This window comes from Anabaena sp. UHCC 0253, from assembly GCF_009712085.1.
Taxonomy (GTDB): Bacteria; Cyanobacteriota; Cyanobacteriia; order Cyanobacteriales; family Nostocaceae; genus Dolichospermum.
Genome location: NZ_VILD01000002.1, coordinates 88600 through 90653, shown reverse-complemented (window position 1 = coordinate 90653; position 2054 = coordinate 88600). Strand labels below are relative to the sequence as shown.

Below are 2054 nucleotides of genomic sequence, written 5' to 3'. Positions count from 1 at the left end.
CCTTGCAACCGGAAGTAACGACTCTGAATAAGGGTGGTGATACTTTGGTGATTGCTAGTTACAACGTCCTCAACCTTGATCCTAATGATGCTGATGCTGATACAGATATTGCCAATGGTCGGTTTACAGCGATCGCCCAGCAAATTGTCAATAATCTCAAAACTCCTGATATCATCGGTTTGCAGGAGATTCAAGACAATAGCGGTAGTACCAATAATGGGATTGTCAGTGCCAGCGTCACCTTACAAACTCTCATTGATGCGATCGTTGCCGCAGGTGGTCCAATTTACAAATTCATTGACAATACCTTCATTACCAACAACACCAATGGCGGAGAACCAGGCGCAAATATCCGTAATGCCTACCTCTACAATGATAGCCGCGTTAGTTTAGTAGCAGGCTCTGTCAAAACCATTCCAGCATCTTCCTTTACAGCTTTTACAGACACCCGACTACCTCTAATTGCCGACTTTACTTTCAACGGTGAAGAGGTGACAGTTGTAAATAATCACTTCTCCTCCAAAGGTGGTAGTAGCCCCCTGTTCGGAGTCAATCAACCCTCAGTTGGTGGTGAATCTGGAGGGAATGGACAAGAAAATAACAGCATTAATGGCTCTTTAGATCAGCGTCGCGCCCAAGCTGAAGCGGTGAAGGATTTTGTGGATTCTGTTTTTGCCACAAAACTCAATCCTAATGTGGTTGTTGTGGGCGATTTAAATGAATTTGAGTTTATTTCTCCTTTAAGGATTCTCGCAGGTGGCAATCTCACCAATCTTTCTAATACTCTGCCAGAAAACGAACGTTATACCTACATTTTTGATGGTAATTCCCAATCCCTTGATCATATTTTGGTGAGCAATAATTTGAGTAATTCCGCCCAAGTGGATATTGTTCACATTAATAGTGAGTTTGTAGATAATGCCCAAAGAGCCAGCGATCATGATCCCATCCTAGCTGCTCTGAAAATAACTCCTAGTGCTGCTCAATCCTTAACCGCTGGTACATCTGGCAATGACGATATCTTAGCCGTTAGGGGTCAAAGCTTTGATGGCAAACAAGACATCCTCTTTACAGGTGCAGGAAATGACAGTGTAGAGATCACTACCGTATCCGCATTTACAGATGCAGGTAACAACAACATTGATCTTGGTAGTGGTAATGATACTGTTTTTGTCAACAAAGGCGATCGCATTTTCGGTAGTGATGGTAACGACACCTTTGATGCTAGAGATGGTCAAGGTGGCAACCGCATCTCCGGTGGTGCTGGTGATGACCAATTCTGGTTAGGGAGCAATGACAGGGCTTTAGGTGGCGACGGGAATGATATCTTCAGAGTTAGTCTAGGTGGAAGTAACTTGATTTCCGGTGGTGCTGGTGCTGATCAATTCTGGATTGTCAATGCTGAACTACCAAAAGCTGCTAATACCATTCTTGACTTCCAAGTTGGTACTGATGTCATCGGTATTAATGGTGCTGTCAGTTTAGGCATCACGACATCAACACTCAATTTAAATCAAATTGGTGCTGATACCACGATTGTCTTCAATAATCAAACTCTTGCTACTCTAACTGGTATTCAAGCCAGTAGTTTGAGTTTGACCGATCCTAAACATTTTGTCTTTGCTTAACCAGCATCTAGAAGTTTAGCTATTAGGTAGGGGTGGGTTTTTTAATCCGCCCTTTCCGAACGGCAAGTGATAGGTAAAAATTGGAAATTCACAGAAATTTAACTACGTTAAAAGTCATTAATTAGGGCTTGCTGAATAAACATAAAACCGGGACAAATAGATGACTTGATGGGGATAGAAAGTGAAAAAGGTGCAAGAAAAAGAGTTAAAATGAGTAAAATCCCTTGCATTAAGGCGCATTAAGATGTATAGAAAAGCGCAAGAACAGGAAACAGCACCGGAAAAGTTTCAACTACCCTTCGAGGAGAAATTGGCATTAGACAACCGATGGGTAATTATGGCAAAAATGATCCCTTGGTCGGAATTTGATGGCGAATACGCAGCAATATTTTCAGAAAAAATAGGCGCACCAGCCAAAACATTTAG

1 protein-coding gene and 1 pseudogene are annotated in these 2054 nt (G+C 42.2%); both read left to right on the top strand.

All coding sequences use genetic code 11. The features are described from left to right. Positions 1 to 1628 (top strand): endonuclease/exonuclease/phosphatase family protein (locus FJR38_RS04580; RefSeq protein WP_174763887.1); only part of this gene is annotated, 1628 nt, incomplete at its 5' end. A 244-nt stretch (positions 1629 to 1872) separates the two neighbouring features. Then, positions 1873 to 2054, top strand: a pseudogene (locus FJR38_RS04575) (IS5/IS1182 family transposase); the annotation flags it as partial.